The 23771-nt window shown below is 40.5% G+C and carries 22 protein-coding genes; 6 read left to right on the forward strand and 16 right to left on the reverse strand.

The annotated features are described in order from the left end of the window. Window positions 1–281: 281 nt before the first annotated feature. Window positions 282–1244, reverse strand: a complete 963-nt coding sequence (locus AE2B122_RS03405) for a TRM11 family methyltransferase (protein ID WP_175073091.1) — start codon at window positions 1242–1244, stop codon at window positions 282–284. 483 nt (window positions 1245–1727) lie between these two features. On the opposite strand from AE2B122_RS03405, the gene AE2B122_RS03410 reads away from it, so the two are divergent. From AE2B122_RS03410 to AE2B122_RS03420, 3 genes are all read left to right on the forward strand, one after another. Beyond that, window positions 1728–2162: a hypothetical protein gene (locus tag AE2B122_RS03410; protein ID WP_175073092.1), complete on the forward strand. Its 435-nt coding sequence runs from the start codon at window positions 1728–1730 to the stop codon at window positions 2160–2162. A gap of 343 nt (window positions 2163–2505) precedes the next feature. After that, entirely contained in the window at window positions 2506–3681 is a 1176-nt protein-coding gene (locus AE2B122_RS03415) for a PLP-dependent aspartate aminotransferase family protein (protein ID WP_175073093.1), read from the forward strand. A gap of 161 nt (window positions 3682–3842) precedes the next feature. Then, the gene (locus tag AE2B122_RS03420) at window positions 3843–4151 is read left to right on the forward strand and encodes a hypothetical protein (protein ID WP_175073094.1); all 309 of its coding nucleotides are present in this window, start codon (window positions 3843–3845) and stop codon (window positions 4149–4151) included. A 63-nt stretch (window positions 4152–4214) separates the two neighbouring features. Here AE2B122_RS03420 and xylB read toward each other — a convergent pair whose 3' ends face one another. The 5 genes from xylB to xylF all read right to left on the reverse strand — a co-directional run bounded on the left by xylB (window position 4215) and on the right by xylF (window position 10981). Next, window positions 4215–5714 carry a xylulokinase gene (xylB, locus tag AE2B122_RS03425; protein ID WP_175073095.1) on the reverse strand — a complete coding sequence of 500 codons (1500 nt, stop codon included), beginning with the start codon at window positions 5712–5714 and terminating at the stop codon, window positions 4215–4217. A 76-nt stretch (window positions 5715–5790) separates the two neighbouring features. Further along, window positions 5791–7113, reverse strand: coding sequence for a xylose isomerase (xylA, locus tag AE2B122_RS03430; protein WP_175073096.1), 1323 nt, complete (start codon window positions 7111–7113; stop codon window positions 5791–5793). Window positions 7114–7128: 15 nt separating this feature from the next. Next, entirely contained in the window at window positions 7129–8295 is a 1167-nt protein-coding gene (locus AE2B122_RS03435) for a sugar ABC transporter permease (RefSeq protein WP_095273059.1), read from the reverse strand. Beyond that, window positions 8270–9805 (reverse strand): xylose ABC transporter ATP-binding protein, encoded by a 1536-nt coding sequence (locus AE2B122_RS03440; RefSeq protein WP_175073097.1) that lies wholly within the window; start codon window positions 9803–9805, stop codon window positions 8270–8272. Before AE2B122_RS03440 ends, AE2B122_RS03435 begins: the two co-directional genes overlap by 26 nt. A gap of 129 nt (window positions 9806–9934) precedes the next feature. Further along, a complete protein-coding gene (gene xylF / locus AE2B122_RS03445) occupies window positions 9935–10981 on the reverse strand; it encodes a D-xylose ABC transporter substrate-binding protein (protein ID WP_175073292.1) in 1047 nt (348 codons plus the stop codon). Window positions 10982–11246: 265 nt separating this feature from the next. Here xylF and AE2B122_RS03450 point away from each other — a divergent pair, with 265 nt between their 5' ends. Next, window positions 11247–11861 carry a YesL family protein gene (locus tag AE2B122_RS03450; protein WP_175073098.1) on the forward strand — a complete coding sequence of 205 codons (615 nt, stop codon included), beginning with the start codon at window positions 11247–11249 and terminating at the stop codon, window positions 11859–11861. Window positions 11862–11898: 37 nt separating this feature from the next. Here the strand turns inward: AE2B122_RS03450 and AE2B122_RS03455 are convergent, their stop codons facing one another. The 3 genes from AE2B122_RS03455 to AE2B122_RS03465 form a co-directional block, all read right to left on the reverse strand. After that, window positions 11899–12720, reverse strand: coding sequence for a carbohydrate ABC transporter permease (locus AE2B122_RS03455; protein WP_175073099.1), 822 nt, complete (start codon window positions 12718–12720; stop codon window positions 11899–11901). Window positions 12721–12735: 15 nt separating this feature from the next. Continuing rightward, window positions 12736–13614 (reverse strand): carbohydrate ABC transporter permease, encoded by an 879-nt coding sequence (locus AE2B122_RS03460; RefSeq protein ID WP_095273066.1) that lies wholly within the window; start codon window positions 13612–13614, stop codon window positions 12736–12738. A 70-nt stretch (window positions 13615–13684) separates the two neighbouring features. Then, window positions 13685–14974: an extracellular solute-binding protein gene (locus AE2B122_RS03465; protein ID WP_175073100.1), complete on the reverse strand. Its 1290-nt coding sequence runs from the start codon at window positions 14972–14974 to the stop codon at window positions 13685–13687. A 151-nt stretch (window positions 14975–15125) separates the two neighbouring features. Here AE2B122_RS03465 and AE2B122_RS03470 point away from each other — a divergent pair, with 151 nt between their 5' ends. Together AE2B122_RS03470 and AE2B122_RS03475 are read left to right on the forward strand one after the other, a co-directional pair. Beyond that, window positions 15126–16307, forward strand: a complete 1182-nt coding sequence (locus tag AE2B122_RS03470) for an ROK family transcriptional regulator (RefSeq protein ID WP_175073101.1) — start codon at window positions 15126–15128, stop codon at window positions 16305–16307. Between the two features lie 44 nt (window positions 16308–16351). Continuing rightward, on the forward strand, window positions 16352–17962 hold the full coding sequence (locus tag AE2B122_RS03475; RefSeq protein WP_175073102.1) for a glycoside hydrolase family 43 protein: 1611 nt from the start codon (window positions 16352–16354) through the stop codon (window positions 17960–17962). A gap of 163 nt (window positions 17963–18125) precedes the next feature. On the opposite strand, the gene hisIE is transcribed toward AE2B122_RS03475, so the two are convergent. From hisIE to AE2B122_RS03510, 7 genes are read right to left on the reverse strand one after another with little or no spacing between them, the layout of a single operon-like run. Next, window positions 18126–18776 (reverse strand): bifunctional phosphoribosyl-AMP cyclohydrolase/phosphoribosyl-ATP diphosphatase HisIE, encoded by a 651-nt coding sequence (hisIE, locus tag AE2B122_RS03480; protein ID WP_175073103.1) that lies wholly within the window; start codon window positions 18774–18776, stop codon window positions 18126–18128. After that, window positions 18766–19524 carry an imidazole glycerol phosphate synthase subunit HisF gene (hisF, locus tag AE2B122_RS03485; protein ID WP_095217811.1) on the reverse strand — a complete coding sequence of 253 codons (759 nt, stop codon included), beginning with the start codon at window positions 19522–19524 and terminating at the stop codon, window positions 18766–18768. The genes hisIE and hisF overlap by 11 nt, the downstream gene beginning before the upstream one ends. Beyond that, on the reverse strand, window positions 19521–20144 hold the full coding sequence (gene hisH, locus AE2B122_RS03490; RefSeq protein ID WP_175073104.1) for an imidazole glycerol phosphate synthase subunit HisH: 624 nt from the start codon (window positions 20142–20144) through the stop codon (window positions 19521–19523). Before hisH ends, hisF begins: the two co-directional genes overlap by 4 nt. Continuing rightward, entirely contained in the window at window positions 20141–20728 is a 588-nt protein-coding gene (hisB, locus tag AE2B122_RS03495) for an imidazoleglycerol-phosphate dehydratase HisB (protein WP_095217809.1), read from the reverse strand. Before hisB ends, hisH begins: the two co-directional genes overlap by 4 nt. 20 nt (window positions 20729–20748) lie before the next feature. After that, a complete protein-coding gene (gene hisD, locus AE2B122_RS03500) occupies window positions 20749–22026 on the reverse strand; it encodes a histidinol dehydrogenase (RefSeq protein ID WP_175073293.1) in 1278 nt (425 codons plus the stop codon). Next, window positions 22020–22640: an ATP phosphoribosyltransferase gene (gene hisG / locus AE2B122_RS03505; RefSeq protein ID WP_175073105.1), complete on the reverse strand. Its 621-nt coding sequence runs from the start codon at window positions 22638–22640 to the stop codon at window positions 22020–22022. The genes hisD and hisG overlap by 7 nt, the downstream gene beginning before the upstream one ends. Then, a complete protein-coding gene (locus tag AE2B122_RS03510) occupies window positions 22637–23755 on the reverse strand; it encodes an ATP phosphoribosyltransferase regulatory subunit (protein WP_175073106.1) in 1119 nt (372 codons plus the stop codon). The genes hisG and AE2B122_RS03510 overlap by 4 nt, the downstream gene beginning before the upstream one ends. Between the last annotated feature and the right edge of the window lie 16 nt (window positions 23756–23771).

A 23771-nucleotide genomic window follows, 5' to 3' on the forward strand; every position in this document is an offset into this window, starting at 1 on the left:
TGATTACATGCCTTGTCCACTAGCCATTAGATTCCGCAGCGATTCACTTCACAAAACCTGGCAGTCAATTATGTATTCTATTAAAAAAAGTGCTTAGCTTAGCCCATTTTTCAATAAATGCTCAGGAGTGGCATATCCAGTACCAGATGTGCTCCAGTGACAATTGCAATCTCTCACCGTGATGAATACGTTCTCATTTAGAGCCCCTCCAATAAAAGTTTTTTTATTGAAGTTTCACATAGAAGACGGCTACTAATTAAGTTTCTCAACGTAAAAAAGATTCATTTACAAACAACTACCTGCCTCGAAAACAACGCCTTCAACCCCTTATTAGCAACACAGCGATCAATTATTGTAAAGCCTGCCTTCAAAATCATCTCATCCATATCCTCAATGGTAAGGATAACCACTCTATCGGCAATTCTTCTGGCATTCTGAATAATCGTGTACTGTTCTTCTGCTGTCGCACGGGAATAGAGATTATATGGCATATCAATAATCGCAACATCATAGTGACCTTCTTGCTCGGAAATATCTTGAATAGCCACTTCTCCATGGTAATTAAAATGTGCGATATTTTCTCGCGCACCTTTAACTACTAGCGGATTCCGATCGGCCCCGACAATTGGAATACCCATAGAGAGTGCTTCAACCAGCACCGTGCCGATTCCGCAGCAAGGATCGATAACACGTACAGCTGTTGGATCTGGAATTGCAATATTCACAACAGTCCTTGCCAGACGTGTACTTAAAGCAGTCGAGTATTCCTGTGGCTTTTTAGCATGATGCAGCCATACGGATTCACTCTCTAGATAGCTACCAAAATACCAGCGTCCCTCAAACGGAACAATGCCAAAAAGAACATCAGGGTTACGCATTTCTGCCTGTCCTATGATATTCCAACCTATTTCCTTCTCAATAGCTCGCTGTTCTTCAAATTCAATCTTTTGGTTTTTTGGAAGGTCATTTATCTTAATAAAAAGCACCTTGAAGGTGTTGTTATCAAGCTCTATATGATTTACTTGTTTCACAATCTCTTCAACAGAATCTCCAGAATAAAGGATGGTAAGTCTTCCTTTTATAAATGGACTTCTATTTGGTTCAATCACCTTTGTACTTTTGATAAGGTTGTCTGATTCTTGTTCAAAAAGCACTCTTTGCTCTAATCTGCAAAGCGAGCCTTCCTCCAGACCCTGCGCGAACATGTATAGATATTCTGATTGTTCTGAGTTAAGATTTTTCATGCTTTAAGCCTTTCTTGAACTGCTGTTTTTATACCATTATATCAGAGAATTAAATTCTAAAGACATTTGTAGTCATCCTTATCGACGTAGATGAGAATCAAGGAGGCATATCGTCAGTAACCACAACTCAACTTTAAATCTTCGAAAACAAGTGCCACATGCGGTTCATTTTTGTTTGATTTGTGCAGAGACCCAACCCTCATTAAGCTCTGCATGCTATTCCTTTACAGTTATGTGGCAAGATCAGCAGTAACAGTGAAAGATAATGAACTGGTTTCTAAAGGGGTGGTAATCAAGTCAAATAGTCCCTCAGATAAGCGGGTTATACATCTGAAAGTCAGCCCAGAAGTAATACATGATTATAAATTAACAATACTTTACTTAAAGCAACAAGAGAAATTGAAAGGAACTTTAGCGTCTCTGAAGTAGAGCTTTTTGTAAAAATTTTTCAAATTATAAGTGAATATTATAGTGTGGCTGAGCATGACGAATGAAAATTTGTACTTAGAAAAGATTAATAAAAGCAATGAGGCTTTACAGACAGTACTTGAGTTTCTAGACTATGATTTCCCTTTCATGTCACGTCCTCCTTTCCATATCATGAAATCATGGATTAAAAAAGACAAAATACAAGGAGTTTTCCTTACAAATGGTACCGAAAGATATGGTTATGTTTTATACAAAGAACTATCTGAGTATAACGTGCTGCATGTGAGCTACTTAGCCATTTTACTTAAGTTTCAATCATCCGGTTTTGGTGGAAAACTAATCGCACTTCTGCAAGAGATATCACCAGGAAGCAGCATTTTTCTGGAAGTAGAGGATCCAGATTCAACCAAGAAAGTTGAAGACAGAAGCTTGAGATTACGTCGGATTAGCTCTATGAAAGACATGGATTCTCTATTTTCCCGGATGTAAGAATGCATCACTTTGGTTATACAATGCGCATTATGAGCTACGGACCTAAACCACATATATCTATAAATAAGTTACTCCAAAAGCCCTTCCTGCCACTTTATGGACCCATCTTAACTCATTTTTTATCCGCACAAAAAAATATTGATATCATTGTCTCCATTGCTAAGCAGCAATGGAGATTTTTTATATTACGGCATTCCAAGAACTTGCTGTCCCGTCTTTGTTAAGATTCTCTCCTATTAGGCCGCCCTTTCGCAACAGCATTAAACAGGTTATTCGTATGAGTATGAGAATCAACGAAATCCACATAATGAAACTAGACAAAACTCTAGGAGCGAAAATAATGGCACAAAGTGAGGAAAGATTAAAGGATATCGAAATATGCATGCAGTACGGTGAGGACCAGGAAAGCTATAATGGTGCAGTTATTCCACCTACATTTGGTAACACTCTATTCGTATACCCGACCTTTGAGGAATTAGGAAAAGCAGTATCGAAAGAACAAGATCATTTTGTTTATACGCGAGGAACAAACCCAACCGTACATATAGCAGAACGGAAACTAGCTGAGCTGGAACGCGGGGAAGCCTGTAAATGCTTTGCATCAGGTATGGCTGCCATTAGCGCAGCACTACAGAACAGTCTCCAAAGCGGTGATCACGTATTGTGCATTAGCAACGTCTACTTTTCTGCTATGGATTTGCTTACTTATATGGAAAAGTTCAATGTTTCGCACTCTGTTATTTATTCCACAGACATCGCTGCTATTGAACAAGCCTTGCTTCCCTCTACTAAAGTCATTTATTTTGAGTGCCCGACTGACCATAATTTCCGGCTGATTGATTTAAAAGCTCTGGCCAGCTTGGCAAAATCAAGAGGGATTCGAACAATTATTGACAACACATGGGCAACACCGCTTTTTCAAAAGCCATTAACACACGGAATTGATATCGTCGTACATTCCACATCAAAGTATTTGGGTGGACACAGCGATTTAATGGGTGGAGCTGTTATTTCCAGTAAGCAAATAATTAGTAAGATATTCACCGATGAATTCATCTTATTTGGAGGTATAATGCCTCCTCAAGAAGCTTCCCAGCTTTTGCGCAGTTTACGTACATTACCTATACGTATGAAGACGCATGAAGCAAATGCGTTTGAAGTTGCGAAGTTCTTAGAGTCTCATGCAGCTGTACAGGCGGTTCATTATCCAGGGCTGCCGACTCATCCTGATTTTGAATTGGGACAACGACAATTAACTGGATACTCCGGATTACTAAGCTTTTCATTAAAGGATGCTACTTATGAAACGGTAAAAAAGGTGATCAACAAAACAAAGATGTTTCAAATTGGCGTATCATGGGGTTCCTTTGAAAGCCTGATCATGTCTCCCAACTACGGAAACAATGCAGAGCAGCTTAAAAAGGAACATACTAGCCAAGGACTGATCCGCATATCGATTGGACAAGGCGATGTGGAGGAGTTGATACAGGATTTAAAGCAAGCTTTGGAGGAATAGCTAGTCAATGCTTTTAGTCGCTTGTCTATGTGATCTACAGTGATTTTATGATAAGTTGAATAATAGTATATAAATCAATGCGTTCTTTTTTCTCAATTGCCAAGCTGTAACTTCAGGTTTTCCATTTCCATTAATTTCATTAATTTGAGAGGGGATCTAACATGAAGAATGTAGCTCTAATTGGAGGTATTATTGGACTGATCTTTTCAATAATTGCGCAATTATTTGCTGTTATCGACGATTCGTACACATTTGGTAACATATGGTTTTTTGGGGTGTTTAGCGGAATTATTGCTATCGTTTGCTCTTTTTACGTAAATAAAAAGCCATTACTGGCCGGATGGTTACTAATCCTTACTACAGCAACTGGAGTTTATGCGCTTGCCGGACTTTATTTAATACCAGGTACCATGACTTTATTAGCTGGTATTCATACATTAAGCAAAAGAAATGAAAATGGAGCAAGTTGATGAAAAAGGATTAAAAGGCCAAGTCTATAATAGACTTGGCCAATACACGTTAGAGAAGTCCAGTTATGTTCTATAGGCTTTTAATTCTAAGTTTAAACTCTTTGTTTTGGAATAAACTTGCTGGTAAATACTGAACAGCTTTTGGTATTTTTGAACATTAGCCTCTTTCGGTTTGAATTCCTTCATTCTTTCAATGAATACCTCGGCACATTCCTCGAGTGTCGCAAACCATTCAACTCCTACAGCTGCAAGCATTGCTGCACCGACACCAGGACCTTGTTCACTCTTTAAACGGACAATATTAGCATCAAAAATATCCGCTTGCATTTGTAACCATTCATCATTTTTTGCTCCGCCGCCAATCGAGATAATAGTATCAATAACATTGCCATTATCCCGGAATATTTGGATGGATTCATTAAGCGAAAAAGTAATTCCTTCCAGAATTGCCCTTACAAAATCCTTTATATTATGAGAAGCGTCCATTCCAATAAAACTACCACGTATGACCGAATCAGCATAAGGAGTCCTCTCACCAGTAAGATAAGGTGTAAAAAGTAAACCATTGGAACCTGCTGGAACAGTATCAATTCCATCAAGTAAATCTTCAAAATTATACTCTCTAGCGAATACCTCTTTAAACCAGGTTAGACTGTAACCTGCTGACAAAGTAACGCCCATCGTATAAAATGAATCCTTTTTTCCATGGTTAAAATAATGTACCCTTCCTTCAAAATCCGAATCAGCGTTGTCTTCATAAGACAAGATAACACCAGAAGTCCCAATAGAGCATAAGGTTTCTCCTCTTTTTAAGATACCAGAGCCAATTGCCCCGCAAGCGTTATCTGCCCCTCCTGCAAATACTCTGGTTGATTGGGATAAACCTGACTCAGAAGCAAAGGAGGGTGTTAATGTCCCTATGCATTCATGTGATTCTACAAGTGGAGGACATAGAGAAGAAGCAATACCTATATCGTCACAAATTTCCATACTCCATTTCTTTTCTTTTACATTCAATAAAAGTGTTCCAGCAGCATCTGAATAATCAGTAGCGAGATGTCCTGTCATACGATAACGCAGATAATCCTTGGGAAGTAAGAAAATCGATGCGTTCTTGAACAATTCAGGTTCATTTTCTTTCACCCATAATAATTTTGGCAGAGTGAATCCCTCAAGAGCTGGGTTTTTAGTTACAGTCAGCAATTTCTCCCTGCCTACTTTATTATAAATTTCCTGACATTGCTTAGTAGTACGCGTATCGTTCCATAATATGGCATTGCGCAGAACATTTCCTTCTTGATCAAGTAAAACAAGTCCATGCATTTGACCGGAAAAACTGATACCTTCGATGTCTTCTATATTTCCATCAAATTTACTCAAGAGCCCTTTCAAAGCGTTGACCGTCTTACTAACCCATTCCTCCGGATCCTGCTCACTATAACCAGACTTACGTTGAATTAACGGATAAGCAATTGTTTGTTCCAGACAAACTTTCCCTGATTTATTAACAAGCAGCGTTTTGACGGCACTAGTACCTAAATCAATTCCAATAACATATTTCAAGCCTGCTCCCCCTTTACGACATAATAGGATATACCAGAGTCAAGCTACAAATTAGCTGGTATATCCCTTTTTTGCTCTATTTAGATAGAACGTTTAATAGATATTGATTAATTGTTGCTTTTAATTGTTCCGTACGACCAGAAGTATTTGAAATTTCCCCCAATCCAAGTGCATACTCCTCCAGTTTATGGAAGTCCGTTTCGTTCTCCACTATCTGTTTTCCAATTCCACTTGCATAGCTGCTATAACGAGATGTAATAAAATCTTCCAAAACTCGATCTTCTATTAGTTTTTGCGCTGTTTTTAAACCAATTGCAAAGCTGTCCATTCCCGCAATATGCGCGTGGAAAAGATCATCTGCTTCAAATGAACCACGTCGTACCTTCGCATCAAAGTTTAATCCTCCTTTACCAAGCCCGCCGTTTTGCAAGATCTCATACATCGCTAACGTAGTAGTATATAAATCTGTAGGAAATTCATCTGTATCCCAACCAAGCAATGAATCACCTTGGTTTGCATCAACAGAACCCAACAATCCATTAATGCGCGCCACCCGCAGTTCATGTTCAAATGTATGACCTGCCAATGTGGCGTGATTTGCTTCAATATTAAATTTAAAATGATCCTGTAAATTATAATTTTGAAGGAAAGCTAAGCCGGTGGCTACATCAAAATCATATTGATGTTTTGTCGGCTCTTTTGGTTTCGGTTCAATCAAAAATTGTCCTGTAAAACCAATTTCTTTTGCATAATTGACAGCCATATGGAAGAAGCGCCCAAGATTGTCCTGCTCAAGCTTCATGTCTGTATTCAATAGCGTTTCATAACCTTCACGTCCGCCCCAGAACACATAATTCTCTGCTCCTAGGTCCTTCGCAACTTCAAGTCCCTTCTTCACCTTGGCAGCGGAATAAGCATACACATCCGCATTAACAGCTGTTGCTGCTCCATGAACAAAGCGTGGATGTGTGAACATATTCGCTGTATTCCACAGAAGCTTTGTTTTACTAGTATTCATATATTCCTTTATCATGGAAACAATTGAATCCAGATTTTGATACGTTTCAGCAAGTGAATTTCCTTCAGGTGCAATATCTACGTCATGAAAACAAAAGAATGGTACATTCAGTTTTTCAAAGAACTCAAATGCAGCCTCAACACGAGCCTTAGCCAAATCCATGCCGGAAAACTTATCCCACGGTCGCTGCATATTGCCGTCTCCAAATGGATCTGAGCCATCCATCGTCATGGTATGCCAATATGCAACACCAAACCGAAGTATCTCTTCCATCGTCTTGCCAGCAATTCTTTCTTCAGGATCATAAAACTTAAACGCTAAAGGATTAGTAGATGCAGCACCTTCGTATACAACTTTGTTAACGTTTTCAAAATAAGCCATCTTTATTGCCTCCTATTATTTTTTACTTGATATATCTACCCAAACTGCCAGAATGAGAATGAGACCTTTTACGATGTATTGCCAAAACGCCTCTATATTCATAATGCTCATGCCATTATCGATACTAGCCATTATCAGAGCACCAATCAAAGCTCCGGTGATTCTTCCCTTTCCTCCCATAAGGCTTGTTCCTCCAATGACACAGGCAGCAATAGCATCCAATTCATACATATCACCTGCACTTACAGTTGCTGCATTCAATCTGCTTGTCAGCAAAATCCCACCTATGCCCGCCAAAGCACCCATCGTGATGAATACCCAAAGTGTATTCCATTTAATATTGATACCTGATAGTGCAGCAGCTTCCTGATTTCCACCAATAGCATACACGTAACGACCGAATGCCGTTTTGTTTGATATAAAGATGAATATCGCTGCCAGTACTATTACGATGAAGATAGGGACAGGTATTCCTAAGTAGCGATTTAACATATAGGTAGCAAGAAGAATAAAAAAGGAATATAACGATACTTTTCCATAATCTATGATGCCTGCAGGAATCACTAATCCTAACTGCTTCCGTTTAAAACGGTTTCTGTAAGTACCATAGATTAACAATGCAATACTGATCACCGCAAGGATGTATCCTAATACATATGGGAGATAGCTGTTTCCTATTTGTTTAAAGCTTTCATTCATAGGAGCAACGGTTTGCCCTTTACTAATTCCAATCAGTATTCCTCTAAAAACCAGCATTCCACCCAAAGTTACAATAAAAGCAGGCACTGCCCGATATGCAACCCACCATCCTTGCCATAAACCTAGCAATGCTCCAGCGATCACAGTCACAATTATGACAGGTATTGTTCCCCATCCATGCCATACCTGTAATATAGCGGCAATCCCGCCAAGCAATCCGACCAAAGATCCAACCGACAAGTCAATATGACCTGCTACTATTATCAATGTCATTCCTATTGCCAGTACAGCTATCACTGACATTTGCGTGAATAAATTGGAAATATTTCTTGATGATAGAAACTCCCCACCGGTGAAGATACTAAAAATCACAGCAATCAATACTAATGCAATAATGAGTGTGTATGCTTGTAAGTCCAACTTAAAAGTTAATTTAGGTTGTTTTCCTGATTCACCTTTAGCCGATGGAAGTGGACTGTTCATTTTGCTTCCCTCCTGTGGCACAAGTCATGATTTTCTCTTGAGTGGCATCAGCCCGTAGGAATTCACCTGTGATTTTCCCTTCAGACATAACGATAATTCGATCAGACATACCCATTACTTCGGGGAGCTCTGAAGAAATAATGACAATACCGACTCCTTCCTTGGCGAGTTCATTGATAATTTTATAGATTTCATACTTGGCTCCGACATCTATCCCTCTGGTAGGCTCATCAAGAATAAGTATCTTTGGATTGTTCATTAGCCATTTACTTAGTACTACTTTTTGCTGATTGCCGCCACTTAACTGGCCAACCTTCACTTCTAGATTAGGAGCTTTCAATTTCATTTTATCAGTCACCATGGTTGCATTTTTGACTTCCAATGCTGCATCGATCACTTTAAACTTCATTACTTTATTAAGAGCAGCAAGCGTTGTGTTCTTTGTAATTTCCATACCCAATACAAGCCCATATCGCTTTCGGTCTTCTGATACGTAGGCCATTCCGTGCTTAATGGCATTAGAAGGTTGGGTAATATTTTTCTTTGTCCCTTCTATTAGGACAGATCCCTTCTTCTTACCTTTCAAACCTCCAAACAAGCTAACGAACAATTCCGAACGTCCAGCCCCCATTAAACCCGAAAACCCTAGAATCTCTCCTCTTCGGAGGCGAAAAGACACATCTGAGATCAATTTTTTGCCTGATTCATCTGTAAAAGAGTAATCTCTGACTTCCAAAACATTTTCTCTTCCAATTCCATGCGGCTCATAAGGAAAAAGCTCTGTTAAGTCACGACCGACCATCTTGGATACAATTTTTTGTTCTGTCATATCCTTAATCAGTTCTGTACTAATAGTTTTTCCATCACGTAGAATGGTTACGGTATCAGCTAACTCTAAAACCTCTCCTAGTTTGTGAGAAATGTAGATACATGTTACTCCTTGGTCCCGTAAGTCATTCAGTAAATTGATCAATACCTTTACATCACTTTCTGTTAATGCAGCCGTCGGTTCGTCAAGAATCAATATCTCTGTTTTCTTTGTTAATGCTTTTGCAATTTCCACTAACTGTTGTTTTCCTACAGTCAGGTCACCTACTTTAACCTGAGGATCTATATTCAGACCGATTTCTGCTAGCTTTTTTTTAGCTTCAGAGTAAATTTTGTTCCAATTAACGATTTTTTGTCGCATTAGATCATGGCTAAGAAACAGATTTTCTGCTACCGACATCTCCTCCACTAGCGCTAGCTCCTGATAAATAATCCCTACCCCAGCTTCCTGAGATTCTTTAATTGACTTAAACTCTGCCTCCTTTCCATTGATATAGATTTGTCCACTATAACTATTGTGTGGATATACTCCGCTGAGTATTTTCATTAATGTGGATTTTCCAGCGCCGTTTTCACCGCACAGTGCATGTATTTCTCCTTTTCTTACGGAAAATGTTACATTATCTAAAGCACGTACACCTGGGAACTCTTTTGTAATACCTTTCATTTCAAGTGCAAACATGCCTGGTGTCATCTCCTTAAGTCAGTTGTTTTATTGGGATGCCAGCAAGAGTTACCTATACAGCAGCAGAATCCCCCTTACCGTCGATCTGAACTCTTCAGATATGATACAGATAACTTACGTGTTTTATTATGGAGATGCTGGTCGTTCACTTTCCGGGACGTTTTTGTACACATCATCAAATGTGTGGAATCCATCATTGATAACAGTTTCTACCAAGTTATCTTTATTTACCTGAATTGGATCTAGTTTGATAAATGGCACATCCATTGTTCCATTATTAATGCTGGAATCAGCTGTTACTTCTTCGCCCTTTGCAAGCTGCACTGCTACTTCAGCACTCTTTGTTGCTATCTCTTTAATAGGCTTATAGATAGTCATTGTTTGTGTACCTTCTGCAATTCGCTGTACTCCAGCTAGATCGGCATCCTGACCGGATATGGCAACTTTACCGTCCAGTCCCTGAGCTTCAAGTGCCTGAATCGCACCCCCAGCAGTACTGTCATTGGAAGCGACAACAGCGTCTATTTCATTTTTATTAGCAGTCAATGCGTTCTCCATTATTTTTAGAGCTTCATTGGCATCCCAGTTCTTAGCCCATTGGTCACCTACAACTTCAATATCCCCACTATCGACTAACGGCTGCAGGATATTCATCTGACCTTCTCTGAATAACTTGGCATTATTGTCAGTAGGAGAACCTCCCATTAAGAAGTACTTACCTGTTGGCACCTGTTCCACCAGATATTCTGCCTGCATTTCTCCTACTCTTACATTATCAAAAGAGACATACGCATCTATATCAGTACCATTAATTAATCGATCATAAGAAAGTACAGAGATTCCTTCTGCTTTAGCCTGATCAACAACTGTGGAAAGAGCGTCTGAATTGATTGCAATGATTACAAGTGCATCAATATCTTGGGACAGCATATTTTGAATCTGTGAAAGCTGCTTAGCTTCGTCTCCATCAGCTGATTGTACAAGAACTTCCGCACCAAGTTCTTCCGCCTTCTCCACAAAAAAGTCACGATCGTGCTGCCAACGCTCAAGCGTTAAGTCGGAAACAGACAAGCCAATCTTTAATCCATTGTCATCATTATCTTGACCCCCACCATTGTTAGCGCTTTCATTCCCTGCATCTTGACCACAGGCAGACAAGATCATTACAAGCATACCGATTAGCAATAATGATAGTAAGCCCTTACATTTTTTCACGTTATTTAAGCCTCCCCTTCTCCGCTTACTTTATTTCCATTTGATGATATCACTGAAAACTTAGTTTGTCTAGACGATAAACTAAGTTTTTTTGATTTCCTAACTCCTAATTATTCGTCAGATAATCATATACTTTAGTATTTTTTTATTTTATAATGTAAGTGCTTTCATAAACCTTTTATTTCCTGACTTAAAACTAACTAGAATAAGGGAGGGTTTTGCATTGATTAGACTCAGCAGTTCCTTATATCAACTATTTGAATGGATTACTCGCTTTGCATATCTGAATGTTCTATGGATACTGTTTACAATTGCCGGCGGTTTTATCTTTGGCTTTTTCCCTTCTACTATCGCAATGTTTACCATCATTAGAGATTGGTTAAAAGGAGAATCGGGATCTGCTTTATTCCCTTCTTTTTGGACATATTTCAGAAGGGAATTTTGGAAAAGTAACCGATTAGGGGTTTTTGTTACAGTGCTCTCTATTATCATTGTTATTGATTTCTGGTATATGCACATCCTTACAACATCCTTGACTTGGACTCATATCCCATTGCTGGTATTCATCCTCTTTTCATTACTTCTATTGTTCTATCTTTTTCCGACTTTTGTTCATTACGACTCAGGTGTAAGAACAATCATCAGGAATGCCTTTCTCATCATGTTGATTCATCCATTGCATACTTTATTAATTCTTATCTGCCTCGCTTCCTTAACAATGATCATGTACGTGCTCCCTTCCTTGGCATTTCTATTTGGCGGCAGTTCCTATGCATTTATCACTATGTGGCTTAGCCTTCATGCCTTTACTAGTATGAGAAAGAAGAGTACTACGTAAAAAGAGCAATCCATAAGAGGATTGCTCTTTCCCTTTGTTACCCTTTAACTGCACTAGAAGAAATTCCTTCTACCACTTTATTGCTGAAAAATAGGAAGGCAAGCAGTATCGGCAGCATGCTAATGATAAGAGTTGCCCCAATTGCTCCCCAATCCGTCATATATTGTCCGATGAAATTTTGAATTCCGACTGTCAGTGTTTTGTATTCATCTGAGCTTATAAATGTATTCACAAAAACAAACTCATTCCAGTTATAAATCATGTTAATTATCACCGTGGTAGATATAACAGGAATCGTCATCGGAAGGATGATCTTAAAGAATATCCGATGAACCGAACAGCCGTCCATTATAGCCGCCTCTTCAATTTCACGGGGCAGTGTATAATAGAACCCTAATAGGATCATCAAAGTAATCGGCAAATTATAAGCCGTATAAGTAATGACGATTGACCATGGATTGTCTATCATATTCACATTCAAAAACATATTGAATAAAGGAATGATAGAAGAATGTATAGGTATCATCAAACCTACCATAAATAGCCCGAGAACCAGTTTACTCCATTTCCATTGCATCCTGGTAATCGCAAAAGCAGCCATACTTGCTAATAATACTGTAAAAATTATTGCTACTCCTGTAATCCAAACGCTATTCCAGAAATAACTTCCGATACCGCTATCCCATACCTTTAAATAGTTTTCCCATCTGAACTCTGATGGTAAGGAAAATGGAGATTTGGAAAAGATTTCTTGGTTATTCTTTAATGAGAAGAGAAATAGCCATAATATCGGAAACACTTGAAAGACTGCTACCGCACTCAAACAAACATAAAGAAGAATGTAACCCACTTTCTTCAATGCATAAACCCCCTCTTAATATTGAAGTTCTTCCTTAGAAGCTGTAACCTTTCGGACAACTAAAGTAACAATTAGTGTGATGATCAACAATAAAAAGCCAATAGCACTACCATAACCAAAATCATTACTGGAAAACGCCAGTTTGTACATATAAGACGCCATTACTTCACTAGCACCATTAGGTCCCCCGCCCGTCATAACGTATATTAGATCGAAGTACTTGAGTGAACCTACAACAGCAAGTACAATCGTCACTTTTACAACACCCATTATCAAAGGTAATTTAATTTTATATGCAATCTGAAATGGAGTAGCTCCATCGATTCTAGCTGCTTCAATAATAGACTCGGGGATATTTTTCAATGCAGCATAATAAATCAGTATATAAAAACCCGCATACTGCCAAAGTATTGGAATAAAGATGGCATACAATACCACGGCAGGTTCAGCAAGCCACGCTGGTGGATTGTCTACCCCGAAAGAAGCTAATATGCTATTCAAGATACCGTTGGACGGATTAAATACTTTAATCCATAATTGTGCTATTGCTACAGAAGATAATAGCATCGGAATTAGGTAAATCTTTCTCAGTAAATTGGAGCCTTTAATCTTTGATGCAAGAATCAACGAGATTGCCAAATACACAATCAAACTTAGTGTGGAAAACAAGGCAAGCATGAAAGAATGAAAGGCACTTGACCAAAAAAGTCCATCTTGAATAGCGTTAAAGTAGTTTTCCATACCTATGTACTTCATGGCACCAATACCATCCCAGTCCATTAAGCCATAGTATCCGGATAATAACAGAGGAATAAAGATAAAAATACTGATCAGTAAAAATGCCGGGAGAATATACATCCCAATAATCCATTTATTAGACATAACTCTGTTCATAGTGATCGCCTCCCTTTTATAAAAAAAGGGCAATCCAGCTATAGGCTTGCCCTCTTCATCCATTGATTAATTATTTTGATAGAGCCTCTTCATGCTTCTCAGCAAACTCTTCGGGTGTTACCTCTTTACCGAATAGTGATTGAATCATATCCAAATGGGTTTGGGCAACATCTGCATTCATTTGGACATCTGCAAATAATGTAATATTGCTTGCATTGTTCAAATCATCAAGTACATCTACATACATATCGGGTAAATCTAGCGAAGCAGCATCTACTTTAGTAGCCGGAATGACCCCAGCTTCAGTAACTGATTTCTCGCCCCATTCCTTCACGAAGAATGCTGCAAAATCTTTTGCTTCTTCTTTTACATCAGAATCTTCAGCAACAAATAATCCTACTCCTGGTCCCCCCACATAACTGCTCATTTCACCTTTTCCATCAACTGTTGGGAAAGGGAAGTAACCCACAGAATCACGGAACTCCTGAGGTACATCCTCATTTGTTGTGTAATTCGGAAGATCCCAAGTTGCGATCAAATACATAGCAGCCTGTTCATTCATAAACATACTTTTTGCTTCCTCGTCTGAAAGTCCATTGAATCCTTTAAGGAATGCGTCCTTATCAACCAAGTTCTGTACTTCTTCAGCAGCAGAAACCAATGCAGGATCAGTGAAAGAACCTGAACGGTTGATAGCATTTGTTAAGACATCTCCCCCACCGATCCTGTCAGCAAAATACATGTACCATAGAGATCCTGTCCAGCGATCTTTATTACCTAAAGCTATAGGAGCCACTCCATTTTTAGCTAGTGTTTCTATTGCATTCTGAAACTCTTCATATGTTTTCGGCGCTTCCAAACCATTCTCCTCAAAGATCTTTTTATTGTAGAACACAGTTGCAATATTCAATTCAAGCGGTAATCCATAGGTACTGCCTTCAATCTCATATGCTTCGGGTATTCCAGAAACAAAGCTGTCTTTTAAATCACCTTCAAGTAAATCATCTAAAGGTGCAAATTTCTTGCCGTCGACATAAGGTTCTAAATAACCTGCAGCCCAAGTCATACCGACATCAGGTAATTCATTGGAAGTAGATAACACTTTAATCTTATCCTTATATTGCTCGTTACTAAGAACCTCCAATTTAACCTTCACATCCGGATTGTCAGCTTCAAAATCAGCGACAATCTCCTTTACGATTTCGTTATGCTGCTTAGAGCTGCCTTCTGGCCATAGATGCATAAACTCAATCGTCTTGTCGCCGGAGCCTGAAGCACCTTCAGAACCTGAACACCCACTGATCAACAACAACGAGGAAATAATAGCGAAGACAATTGTAACCGCTTTCTTTTTGCTCAATTAAAATACCCCCATTATTCATTTGGAATGGTTTGTTGCTGGAATTAGTGTACCATCGAAAACAATGTTTGTCTAGTGGCTGAACTAAGTTTATAATGTAAATGGATAATGATAAAATGGAAATATTCAAACAGCAGAATGGAGCAAGCAAATGAAATCTCAAACCTTTAATCAGCACGTTGTAAAAAAAGGAAACAAATCCTTGGTTTTACAAACAATTCAAGAATATACACCTATATCTAGAGCAGATATTGCAAATAAAACGGGTCTGAATAAAGGAACCGTCTCGTCCCAAGTTAGTGAACTTCTTGCGGAAGATTTGATTTTAGAATCAGGACCAGGTGTTTCAAGCGGTGGAAGACGTCCTGTCATGCTCTTATTCAACCACCTTGCAGGCTACTCTATCGGTGTTGATATTGGAGTGAATTATATTCTTGGTATACTGACAGATTTGCAAGGAAATATCACAAATGAAAAAATCACTCATTTTAACGATTTGTCTTATGAAGAAATTCAGATCCAACTAAACATGATAATCGACTCCCTGCTTCTTTCCATGCCTCCAAGTTCGTATGGTCTCGTAGGAATCGGTGTCGGTGTACCAGGAACAGTAAGTACAGAAGGCGAAATTTTACTTGCTCCAAACTTAAATTGGAGAAATAAAGACTTGAAAGGATTTTTAGAAGAAAAATATAATGTTCCTGTTCTAATTGAAAACGAAGCAAATGCAGGTGCATACGGCGAAAAGAAATTTGGAGCTGGTCAATCCTCTGATAATTTAATTTACATAAGTGTAGGTATCGGGATTGGTGTTGGTCTTATCCTAAATGGTGAACTTTATAAAGGCCACAATGGTTTCTCAGGGGAGCTCGGTCATATGACAATAGAAGTGGACGGTCCTTTATGCCGATGCGGTAATCAAGGCTGCTGGGAATTGTATGCATCTGAAAAGGCATTAGTTAATAGTGCAGCAGAAAAAGGGATCCGTCCAGCAGAAGGACAAAAGCTCTCCCTTGAGATGCTGAATGAGCTAGCTGAAGGAGGTGATCCAGTTGCGATTAACATCTTCCGGGAAATTGGCAATTATCTTGGTATAGGAATTAACAATATCATCAATATATTCAACCCAGAACAGATTATCGTTGGAAATCGCCTAGCCTCTTCCGGTAACTGGTTAAGAGAATCCATAAAAGAGAAACAAAAACAAATGCTTCGTACACATCAAAAAGATTTGAATATCTGTTTTTCTCAATTGTCTCGTTATTCAGCTGCCTTAGGGGCATCCGCCTATGCCAGTGAGAATTTCTTGGCAATCAACATTCAAGATATTTAAGCTGCTTGTTATTCCGTATCCTTAAGAAAAGAGAGGTTATACAAATGACAACAATTCAAAATCCAATTTTGACAGGGTTTAATCCCGATCCGAGTATTTGCCGTTCAGGAGAAGATTACTATGTTGCGGTATCTACATTTGAGTGGTTTCCCGGCGTGGGTATCTATCACTCCAGAGATTTAAAGAATTGGCGGCTGGTATCAAGGCCTCTTAATCGGATTAGTCAGCTGAACATGATGGGGAATCCTGATTCCGGAGGTGTATGGGCCCCTGCCCTATCCTATTATGATGATAAATTCTGGCTGATTTACTCCGATGTTAAAGTAGTGGATGGTCAATGGAAGGACTGTCATAATTACTTGGTTACCTGTGATACAGTAGAAGGTGAATGGTCCGACCCGATATTTTTGAACAGTTCCGGATTTGATCCTTCCTTGTTCCATGATGACGATGGTAAAAAATATCTTGTAAATATGGTCTGGGATCATCGAGTTGGCAATCATAACTTTCATGGCATAGTACTTCAAGAATATAGTGTTGATGAACAAAAACTAGTAGGCAAAAAAGACATTATCTTCAAAGGAACAGACGTGAAGCTGACAGAAGCTCCCCACCTTTATAAAATAAACGGATACTATTACCTTTTAACGGCTGAAGGAGGAACCAAATACGACCACCAAGCTACCATTGCTCGTTCAAAAGATTTGCTTGGATCTTATGAAGTTCATCCGCAGAACCCTTTGATTACTTCTTTTCCTTATCCAAGAAATCCGTTGCAAAAAGCTGGACACGCCTCCATTGTCCATACTCATACTGATGAATGGTTTCTAGTTCACTTAACTGGACGACCTTTACAACAACCAGATAAACCGCTGTTGGATCCGCGTGGTTATTGTCCGCTCGGCAGAGAAACTGCAATCCAACGTTTGGAATGGAATAATAATTGGCCCTATGTAGTTGGCGGCAATCAACCATCTTTAGAGATAGAAGGACCAGCGATAAAGGAAGTAAAATGGAACAGTGACTACGACGTGATAGATGATTTCGATACGAATTCTTTAAATCTTCATTTCCAGTCACTTCGTATTCCACTCGATGAGAAAATAGCAACATTACTAGATAACCCAGGACATTTAAGACTTTACGGCAGAGAATCTCTCACTTCGAAATTTACACAAGCCTTCATTGCGAGAAGGTGGCAGCATTTTAAATTTACTGCAGAAACAAAGATATCATTCAATCCAAGTAGTTTTCAGCAAGCAGCTGGACTGGTTAATTATTATAATACGCAAAATTGGACAGCATTTCAGATTACTTGGGATGAGAATAAAGGAAGGATCCTAGATCTAACGACATGTGATAATTTTGTATTCGAACAGCCTCTCCTAGATAATCAAATCACCGTTCCACTTGACCTAGACTATATTTATTTAAGATGTAATGTAAGCGCAAACATTTATAGATATTCTTATTCTTTCGATGGAGATAATTGGACAGAAGTCCCTGTGACACTCCCTTCCTATAAATTGTCCGATGATTATATTAAAGGTGGTGGTTTCTTCACTGGAGCATTTGTTGGAATGCAGTGTCAAGATACATCTGGTCAAAGACTGCATGCTGATTTTGATTACTTCGTGTACAAAGCAGAAGAATAAAGATTGAGAAAGATTGAGAAAAACCACAACTTTACTATCGATTCTTACAGAAGGTAAGTATTAATCGAATGGTACTATCTTGCAAACTAAAATAATCGACCAGTTCATTCGTTTCTCTTTGAATGCACTGGTCGATTTCTTTATAACCTTTTTCGGAATGTTGTCACCACTCTTTTATAGGTGGACGCTCTCCTTTGTTATTGCCTTTCTTCTGAAACCGCCGTGCCAGCTCTGCTTCTACCTCTTGCAGACTTACTCCTTGATTAGCGAGCAAAACGAAGCTGTGATACAGCAGGTCACTCACTTCATTAACCAATTCCTCTGGATCATCATTCTTTGCTGCGATAACGACTTCACCAGCTTCTTCAATCACTTTCTTGCCGATTTTATCGACGCCTTTTTTATATAGATAATTCGTGTAGGAATTATCAACAGGATGCTTTTTCCGGTCTTCGGCTTCATCCATAACTGTCTTGAATATATTCACTTCTTCCTCTGAATCACCAGTTATCGGCGTTTCGTTGAAGAAACAGCTTACTTCTCCTGTATGGCAGGCTGGTCCTTGTGGTATGACACTGATCAGGATTGTGTCATTGTCACAATCCAGCTTCATATCAATAACTTGCTGCGTGTTGCCAGAGGTTGCACCTTTATTCCAAAGCTCCTCTCGCGAGCGGGAATAAAACCATGTTTCTTTTGTTTCCACTGTTTTCTCATATGCTACTTCATTCATATAGGCAAGCATGAGTACTTGCTTGGTCTGGCTGTCCTGCACAATTGCAGGGACTAGTCCTTTTGTAAAATCAGGCTTCACGTATTCGCACTCCTTCCTGGTGGCAGCTTTGCTTTACTTCTTCGATGCTGAAGGTCTTATCATGGAAAATGGACGCTGCAAGTGCTGCAGACACATTTGTTTTCTGGAATACTTCTGTTATATGTTCCGGACTGCCACAGCCTCCTGAGGCAATGACCGGGATGCGGACTTCCTCCACGATCGCTTTCGTCAGCGACAGGTCATAACCAGTTTTCACGCCATCAGCATCCATGCTTGTCAGCAATATCTCCCCTGCTCCTCTTGCCTCTGCTTCCTTCGCCCATTCGATAGCATCTATACCGGTGTCTTTACGCCCGCCGTGTGTTACGACATGCCAGCCATCATCAAAACGTTTAGCGTCGATAGCAACAACGATACATTGTGAACCGAACTTTTCTGCTCCTTTAGTAATAAGTTCCGGCTCTGCAACAGCAGCTGAGTTAATAGCTACTTTATCCGCTCCAGCCTGAAGCATGGTCGTCATATCATCAAGCGAGCGAACACCGCCTCCGACTGTGAAAGGCACGAACACATGCAATGCAGTCTGACGTACGATGTCCATCATCGTCGCCCGTCCTTCATGTGTTGCAGAGATGTCGAGGAACACTATTTCATCGGCTCCGCTTTTCGAATAAGCCGCGGCCATGGCAACAGGATCACCTAGTTCACGCAAGGAGACGAAATTCGTTCCCTTTACGACTGTTCCGTCTTTCACATCCAAACATGGAATAATACGTTTTGCGATCATATGCTTTCCTCCTTGCTAAAGGCTTGCTGACTGCTTTCAAACACGCTTTGCAGCAGGAGCTGACCGACTTTTTCACTTTTCTCCGGATGGAATTGTATACCGCAAATTGTCCCTTTTTGTACGATAGCAGGGATTTGGGTGCCATATTCCGTGCTGGCAACAATATATTCTTCGGGTGTGTTCGCCTGGTAGCTATGCACAAAGTAGACATGCTTGCCGTCATGTTCTGTATATGTCGGGAAGCTGCTACTTACCTCTAAGCTATTCCAGCCAATATGGGGCAGCAAGTGCGTCGTTTCTATCTTATCAACCGTTCCTGGAATGAGTCCCAATCCCTCTGTTTCGCCATGTTCGAACCCTTTTTCAAATAAAAGCTGCATGCCGACACAAATACCGATAAATGGCTTTTGGGCAGCTAGTTCTAACAACAGTCCACGTAGGTTCCGCTGCTCAATCTCCTCCATGGCAGCGCGAAATGATCCGACACCTGGCAAGATGATATGCGTTGCTTGCTCGAATTCTTCTTTCTTATCCGTCAGTATCGTTTCGTAGCCAAGCTGTTTGCAGGCATTGGCCACACTGGCGACATTTCCGACGCCATAATCGACGATTGCGATCATTCGATCATCCCTTTCGTACTGTTGACGCCTTTGATATCTGGGTTCACTTTAATGGCAACAGCGAGCGATTGGCCAAGCGCTTTGAACAAAGATTCTGCTTTGTGATGCGTATTGAATCCATAATGAACCTTAGCGTGCAGTGTGATACCTGCATGCACAGAAAACGCTTGGAAAAATTCGCGTACAAGCTCTGTATCAAAGTTCCCCAGTTTAGGATTTTCAAATTCTGCATCAAACACAAGGAATGGACGCCCGCTGATATCCAGTGCTACAAAGCCTAATGTTTCATCCATCGGTACAAAGGCATTGCCATAGCGATTGATACCTTCCTTCGAACCAAGCGCTTCTTTCACCAGCTGACCAAGCACGATACCGGTATCTTCCACTGTGTGGTGACTATCGATATGTAAATCTCCATTGGCTTCAACCACTAGACCAATTCTGGCATGGCTTGCAAATAGAGTCAGCATGTGATCGAAGAAGCCTACTCCTGTATTGATTGAGATATTGCTGTTATCATCCAGATTCACCTGCATATTGATGTCTGTTTCGAATGTTTTACGAGCTTTTTCTGCTGTACGCATGAATAATGCATCCCCCTGTCTCATTTGAACCGGATATTGATTGAATCACCATGACCTGTTAGCTGTTCTTCCTCAGTAAGCTGTGTGATGGCCATCCTGCCTTGCTGCAATGCTTCTTTATCGTAATACGTGTATGTCGTTTTCTTAATAAAATCATCCACACTGAGTCCTGATGAGAATCTTGCTGTGCCGTTTGTCGGCAATACGTGATTTGTTCCCCCGTAATAGTCACCGAGTGCTGTAGGAGAATAGGAACCAAGGAAGACGGATCCAGCATGTTTTATCTTTCCTAAAGTTGATAACGGGTCAGCTGTCTGGATTTCCAAGTGTTCTGGAGCAAAGGCATTCGATAACTCGAAGCTCTCGGCCACAGAATCTGTCAGAACAAGCGCACTGTCTCCATTGATTGCAACACTTGCTATTGCTTTACGTGGCAGCTTTTCCAGCTGGCTTTCCAGCTCTTTTTCTACTAATTGAATCAAAACCTCACTGTCTGTCAAAAGGATCACTCTTGCATTTTCATCATGTTCTGCCTGAGCCAGCAAATCTGCTGCGATAAATGCAGGATCTGCTGCGTTATCCGCTATGATTGCCACTTCCGATGGACCGGCGATCATGTCTATTCCTACCTGCCCGAAGACAAGCATCTTCGCAGCAGCTACAAATGCATTACCTGGACCGACAATTTTGTCGACTGGAGTGATTGTCTCTGTTCCATATGCCAAAGCTCCAATCGCCTGGGCACCGCCAATTTTATATATTTTATCCACACCGGCAATTTCAGCTGCAGCCGCTAAGACCGGAGCGATCGCTCCATTATCCTTTACCGGTGTTACCATAATGATTTCCTTCACACCTGCCAAACGTGCTGGAATAGCGTTCATCAAAATTGTCGACGGATATACCGCTTTGCCTCCAGGTACATAAATTCCAATTCGCTCCATCGGCAGGACGAGCTGACCGAGCTGTTTCCCTTCTTCAGCAGCCATGATGCGAGATGGAGTAACTTGCTTTTCATGAAAGGCACGAATATTTGCAGCAGCTTCCTTTAAAGCAGTCAGTGTTTCGGGTGACACTTTGGCTTTTGCTTCCTGTATCTCGACTTCGGAAACTATAAGGTTATCTGTTGTTGTACCATCGAATCGTTCGGTGTATTTCTGGACAGCCTGATCACCTTCCAACTGGACATCCTTTAAAATAGCCGATACAGACTGAAGGACTTCAGGATCAAAACCGCTATCGGCCTTCCTGGTGCAAAACTGTTCCAGGAATTGCGTACTTGTTAGTTTTTTCACGATTGCGCCACCTCTTCCTGTAAGGTAGAAAGGTAGGGCTGAAGGATATTACGTTTCATTTTTAAAGATGAACGGTTAGCGATGACTCTGGCCGTGAAGTGCTGGATATCTTCGATCACTTCCAAACCGTTCTCTTTTAAGGTTGTGCCAGTCTCGACGATATCGACGATTGCATCAGCCAATCCGAGCAGCGGCGCCAATTCCACGGAGCCTTCCAACTTGATGATATCGACGGACTCGCCTTTTTCTAAGTAATATTGCTTCGTGATATTGGTGTACTTGCTGGCGATTCGTTTCTTCCGATCTGGCCAATCTTTGTCCTTCTCAGCAGCAACCGCCATCTTACAAGCTCCGAATGGTAACGGAAAGAGATTGAATACATCCGGCTGGAATTCAGCAATGATGTCTTCTCCTACGATTCCTAGGTCGGCAATACCATGCTGTACATACGTTGTCACATCAACGCCCTTAGCGAAGAAATAGGTTGCTTGATCTGTTTCAACGCTAAGTTTACGTCCTTTTTCTACTAATGGTGTACTGTCGATGCCTCGTTCTTTCAAATATGCGAGAAATTGCTTTTCTACACGACCCTTGGTTAATGCAATAACTGGTTTCATTTCTCGACCACCTCGTATCCTTCTCGGCTCTGAATGACGTGATAAACTCGATCATAATTTTCGGCTGTTGCTTCTGTCCTTACGTCTACTACCGCATCTGCGTATTTATAGCGCAATGCTTCAGCTGCAATCAGACCTTGCTCATCTGTCAGCAAGCAAATACGTTCCTGTTTTTCTGGTGCCGGCAGCGCAGCCGCAAGTACATCCATATCAAATGCTAAGCCGACAGCGCTCATCTTTCCGCCAAACTGTTCATACAGCTCGTCATACCTGCCTCCTGAGAAGCATTCAGCTCCACTTTCTTCCAGGAAACCTCTGAACATGGCGCCATTGTAATATGGCAGCTGCTTTACACGTCCCAGGTCGACGATGACATCCTGCCCAAGCTCCTCAAGTGCGGCTGCAAGCTGCTGAAGCTCTTGGATAACAGGTAATAATTTGGAGTTATTTTCCCACGCCGCTGCGAATTTATCTAAAATGGCTGTTCCGCCGAATGCATCTGCTAAAACAGCTACTGCTTCAGCTGTTTCTTCATTTCCCGCTTCCTTCACAAGACGATATACTTCATCTTTTCGCTTATCATGCATTGCCTGTCTAATTAGAGAAGCAGCTGTTTCATCAAGTTTTAGAGAAGCAATGAATGTCTCGAAGATTTCCGTATGCCCTAACTCAATGCTATACTGCTGCAATCCAAGTTCCCGCAGGAAGCGAGCAGCTGTGAACAAACTTTCATATTCTCCGTACAGACCTGGAGTCCGAATTATTTCGATGCCAGCCTGATGGCTTTCGACACCTGTATGATCTTTTTTGAATACAGATCCGGCATAAGCCCATTTCTGCTGATCCGATTGCTGATTTGCAAGAGCACGGGCAACAGCAATTGTCCAATCCGGACGCAATACTTCGATTTCTCCTTCTTCATCAAACCATTTGAGCATCTTTTTAAGCGTCATACCGGCATAAGGATTGGTAAATGTTGCGCTATACTCAATAACAGGTGTTTCAATAGCTTGATAATTTCGTAAATTCACGACAGACTGGAACTTTTCGTATATACTGACACGATTGACAAGCTGTCGACCTGTCAAATCACGGCTTCCTGCTGGTAAGAACATCTATAAGCCTCCGATT

Source organism: Terribacillus sp. AE2B 122, assembly GCF_902497585.1.
Taxonomy (GTDB): domain Bacteria; phylum Bacillota; class Bacilli; order Bacillales; family Amphibacillaceae; genus Terribacillus; species Terribacillus saccharophilus_A.